Here is a 3,972-nt window from a genome sequence, read left to right on the forward strand (position 1 = left end):
ACTCTATAATGGTCAAATTAAAATTTAAAACAGTTATAGAGACTCCATTCCTCGGAAATATTGTAACTATTAAGTTGTAAAAAGAACCATAGTTTTTTATTTTTGAAAAGGCTATGGTCCTTTTTAGTTGTAGCAAAGATATGATGTGAGGAAGTTTTTGTAAATCAAAAAAATTTGATTAATTAGTTGCATAATAAACTAATCAGCGTATATACTATAAACATCAAAAAAAATTGATGAAGGGAGAGTGAATGATAGTGGCACAAGATTTTCAGCTATATGAGAAAAAGTTTAAAGCGTTAGCTGATCAGAAGCGTTTAGAGATTATGTATGAACTTTGTCAGCGAGGACAAACTTGTGTGTGTGATTTAACAGAGGTTTTCGAAATGACACAATCTAAGTTGTCATATCATTTAAAAATCCTGTTAGATGCCGGTTTAATTGTAAAAGAAACAAAAGGTACGTGGAGTTATTATGATTTAAATGATGCGGAAGTAAATAATTTATTATCAGAAGAATTATGCTGTATCTTTAGAAAAACAGGAAAAGGGAGCTGTTGTTAAAATTTTGCCCTATTAATCAAAAAAAATTGATTAATATCATTTTAAGAGGAGGAATAAGTTATGAGATATGTTCATGTTGGTATAAATGTTACTGATTTAGAGAAGTCTATTGAATTTTATGAAAAGGTATTTGGTGTGTCACCAGTTAAGGTGAAAATGGATTATGCAAAATTTTTATTAGAAAACCCAGGGCTTAATTTTACACTGAATGTACGAGATGAAGTGAAGGGAAATCAGGTAAATCATTTTGGTTTCCAAGTAGAGACAGCTGAAGAAATTACATTTCATAAAGAAAGATTAGAAAAAGAAGGTTTCTTTGCGCGTGATGAGATGGATACTACTTGTTGTTATGCGGTTCAAGATAAGTTTTGGGTAACGGATCCTGATGGTAACGAGTGGGAGTTCTTTTATACAAAAGCAGATAGTGATGTTCATAAAATTGAAGATCCATCTTGTTGCACGACTTCTAACGTAGTAGATAAAAATTCTTGTTGTTAATAGGAGATGGAAAATAAAATGAAACGTTTATCTTTTCTAGATCGATATTTAACACTATGGATTTTTCTAGCTATGGCTGTTGGGATTGGTTTAGGGTTTGTGTTTCCTAGTGTAGTAGACGGACTAAATACATTACAAGTTGGAACGACGTCCATCCCGCTCGCTGTCGGTTTAATTGTCATGATGTATCCACCGTTGGCGAAAGTTCGTTACGAGGAAATGGGCCGAGTATTTAAAGATGTAAAAGTATTGGTTTTATCTTTAGTGCAAAACTGGATTATTGGTCCTGTACTTATGTTTGTTTTAGCAATTATTTTTCTTCCAGATAAGCCAGAATACATGGTCGGGCTCATTATGATTGGTTTAGCACGTTGTATTGCAATGGTAATTGTGTGGAATGATCTTGCTGATGGGGATAAAGAATATGCAGCAGGTTTAGTTGCTTTTAATTCGGTATTTCAAATGTTATTTTTCTCAGTTTATGCGTACGTATTTGTAACAGTAATTCCAGAGTGGTTAGGAATTGAAGGGGCTATTGTAGATATTACAATGGCAGAAGTAGCGAAATCAGTATTTATTTATTTGGGAATTCCTTTTATAGCCGGTATATTGACACGATTCGTATTAGTGAAACTAAAAGGAAGACTATGGTATGAAAAGGTGTTTATACCTAAGATTAGTCCAATTACATTAATTGCATTGCTATTTACGATTATCATTATGTTCTCTTTACAGGGAGAAATGATTGTTAGCGTACCATTTGATGTAGTAAGAATAGCGATTCCGCTATTAATCTATTTTATTGTGATGTTCTTTGTTTCTTTCTTTATGGGAAGAAAAATTGGTGCAAACTATCCGGTGACAACAACGTTAGCATTTACAGCAGGTAGCAACAACTTTGAGTTAGCAATTGCTGTAGCAGTTGGTGTGTTTGGTATTCATTCAGGCGCAGCATTTGCAGCTGTTATCGGGCCGTTAGTTGAAGTACCTGTAATGATTGCACTTGTAAACGTTGCTTTTTGGTTTAAGCGTAAATATTTTAATGATCAACCAGTATAATTTAAAAATAAAGGCGGAAAACAACATGAAAAACAAAAAGACAATCTATTTCTTATGCACAGGAAATTCATGCCGAAGCCAAATGGCAGAAGCATGGGGCAAACAATATTTAGGCGATAAGTGGAATGTATATTCTGCAGGAATCGAAGCACACGGAGTAAATCCAAATGCTATTAAAGCGATGAAAGAAGTAAATATCGATATAACGAATCAAACATCGGATATGATTGATTCAAATATTTTAAATAACGCTGATTTAGTTGTTACCCTTTGTAGTCATGCGGATTCTGTTTGTCCGTCTACACCAAAACATGTGAATCGTGTTCACTGGGGATTCGATGATCCGGCAGGAAAAGAGTGGTCTGAATTTCAACGTGTTCGTGATGAAATTGGAGAACGGATTAAAAGATTTTCTGAAACAGGGGAGTAAATAAAGGAAAGAGCTAATCTGCTATTGTATAGGAGATTGGCTCTTTTTTTACTATATATTTAATTTATCCATGTACTTATTGTATCGGTTTAAACCCACTCCTGAAACGAATAGAGAATATTCTGTAAAAATGGTAAAGTTAGAATAGAACTGTTTAAATAAGGCGGTGTAACGAATAGTAACAAAATCGTTCATCCAAGAAAGGAGAATATTATGAAGTACATACCGATACAAGGATTGGATAATATTACGATTACAGAAGCGATTGAATCTCATCATTGGGACTATCCAATGGAAATCATTTCTAGTGATATAAATTTCATTAACACGAAAGAATTAGTTATGATAAAGAATCCAAAAATAAATAGTATACATGCTAATAAAGTAGTACGTTTTAAGTTTCAAAATGATTTGGAGGAAGCAATGCAAAGGGTTCATCAATTTTATGATGAATTATCTTTTTCATGGTGGGTTCCATCAACAAATACACCTCTCCTGCAGCGACTAAATCAATCGGGGTTTCAAACGATAGATGAATATACTGGACTCGCACTATCTTTACCTACTTTTGATATTCCATCGCATAATCACGAGTTTTCGTACTATGAAGTAGAAACAGACGAATAGGTTAGGAAACTTGTGAAAGTGAGCTCTAAAATTTGGGATTATAATCCTTCCTTAGAAGAAGAACTCTTTAAGCAAAGAAAAGATTACATAAAAGCCAGCAAGGGTACATCTGGATATATTATCTGTTATGACGGAGAAAAAGCAGTAGGGTATGCCAACTTTAGATATAGTTGTGATGGTACTACTTTATATTTGCATGGATCCGGAGTTTTACCAGAATACCGTCACAAAGGAATTTATTCCAATCTAGTATATAAAAGGTTACAGATTGCTAAAGAGGGAGGTGTAATGTTAGCTACTTGCCAAGCAAGAAAAGGACATTCAGATCCAATTTTACGAAAAATCGGTTTCCGGGCATATGAAACCTATTGTCATATGGCGAAAAATCTAACGACTTGAAATTCTTATGAGGTGAAAATGATGGTAATAAAACAAGACGCAATTAAAGTAGTAGTTGGAGCTGGAGCATTTAACAATAATCCAGGTTGGATTCAAACTAAAGAAGAAGAGCTTAACTTATTAGTTGAAACGACATGGGAAGAAAGGTTTGAGCATAGTTCCATTTCAGCTATTTTAGCAGAGCATGTATGGGAACACCTTACTTTTGAAGAAGGGGTAAAAGCAGCTGAAATTTGTTATAAATTTTTAAAAGCGTCTGGTCATATTCGGTGCGGTGTCCCTGATGCATTTTTCCGAGATGAAACATACCAAAATATAGTTCAAGTAGGCGGACCTGGCCCGAAAGATCATCCAGCTGCAAGCCATAAAATCGTTCATAATTATAAAACATTAACG

7 protein-coding genes are annotated in these 3,972 nt (G+C 34.1%); all 7 read left to right on the forward strand.

All coding sequences use genetic code 11. The features are described 5' to 3' along the window. The first annotated feature begins 251 nt into the window (after positions 1 to 251). Positions 252 to 563, forward strand: coding sequence for an arsenical resistance operon transcriptional regulator ArsR (gene arsR / locus V7038_RS28050; RefSeq protein WP_002110660.1), 312 nt, complete (start codon positions 252 to 254; stop codon positions 561 to 563). A gap of 60 nt (positions 564 to 623) precedes the next feature. Beyond that, the gene (locus V7038_RS28055) at positions 624 to 1,061 is read left to right on the forward strand and encodes an ArsI/CadI family heavy metal resistance metalloenzyme (RefSeq protein ID WP_016105338.1); all 438 of its coding nucleotides are present in this window, start codon (positions 624 to 626) and stop codon (positions 1,059 to 1,061) included. Positions 1,062 to 1,079: 18 nt separating this feature from the next. After that, the gene (arsB, locus tag V7038_RS28060) at positions 1,080 to 2,120 is read left to right on the forward strand and encodes an ACR3 family arsenite efflux transporter (RefSeq protein ID WP_335695971.1); all 1,041 of its coding nucleotides are present in this window, start codon (positions 1,080 to 1,082) and stop codon (positions 2,118 to 2,120) included. A 25-nt stretch (positions 2,121 to 2,145) separates the two neighbouring features. After that, positions 2,146 to 2,550: an arsenate reductase (thioredoxin) gene (arsC, locus tag V7038_RS28065; protein WP_199693027.1), complete on the forward strand. Its 405-nt coding sequence runs from the start codon at positions 2,146 to 2,148 to the stop codon at positions 2,548 to 2,550. A 213-nt stretch (positions 2,551 to 2,763) separates the two neighbouring features. Beyond that, positions 2,764 to 3,177: a hypothetical protein gene (locus V7038_RS28070; RefSeq protein WP_335695972.1), complete on the forward strand. Its 414-nt coding sequence runs from the start codon at positions 2,764 to 2,766 to the stop codon at positions 3,175 to 3,177. Between the two features lie 18 nt (positions 3,178 to 3,195). Beyond that, the gene (locus V7038_RS28075; RefSeq protein ID WP_335695973.1) at positions 3,196 to 3,576 is read left to right on the forward strand and encodes a GNAT family N-acetyltransferase; all 381 of its coding nucleotides are present in this window, start codon (positions 3,196 to 3,198) and stop codon (positions 3,574 to 3,576) included. Between the two features lie 21 nt (positions 3,577 to 3,597). Beyond that, the coding region (locus V7038_RS28080) for a class I SAM-dependent methyltransferase (RefSeq protein WP_335695974.1) at positions 3,598 to 3,972 on the forward strand (375 nt) is incomplete at its 3' end.

The organism is Bacillus sp. JJ783 (assembly GCF_036963225.1).
Taxonomy (GTDB): domain Bacteria; phylum Bacillota; class Bacilli; order Bacillales; family Bacillaceae_G; genus Bacillus_A; species Bacillus_A cereus_U.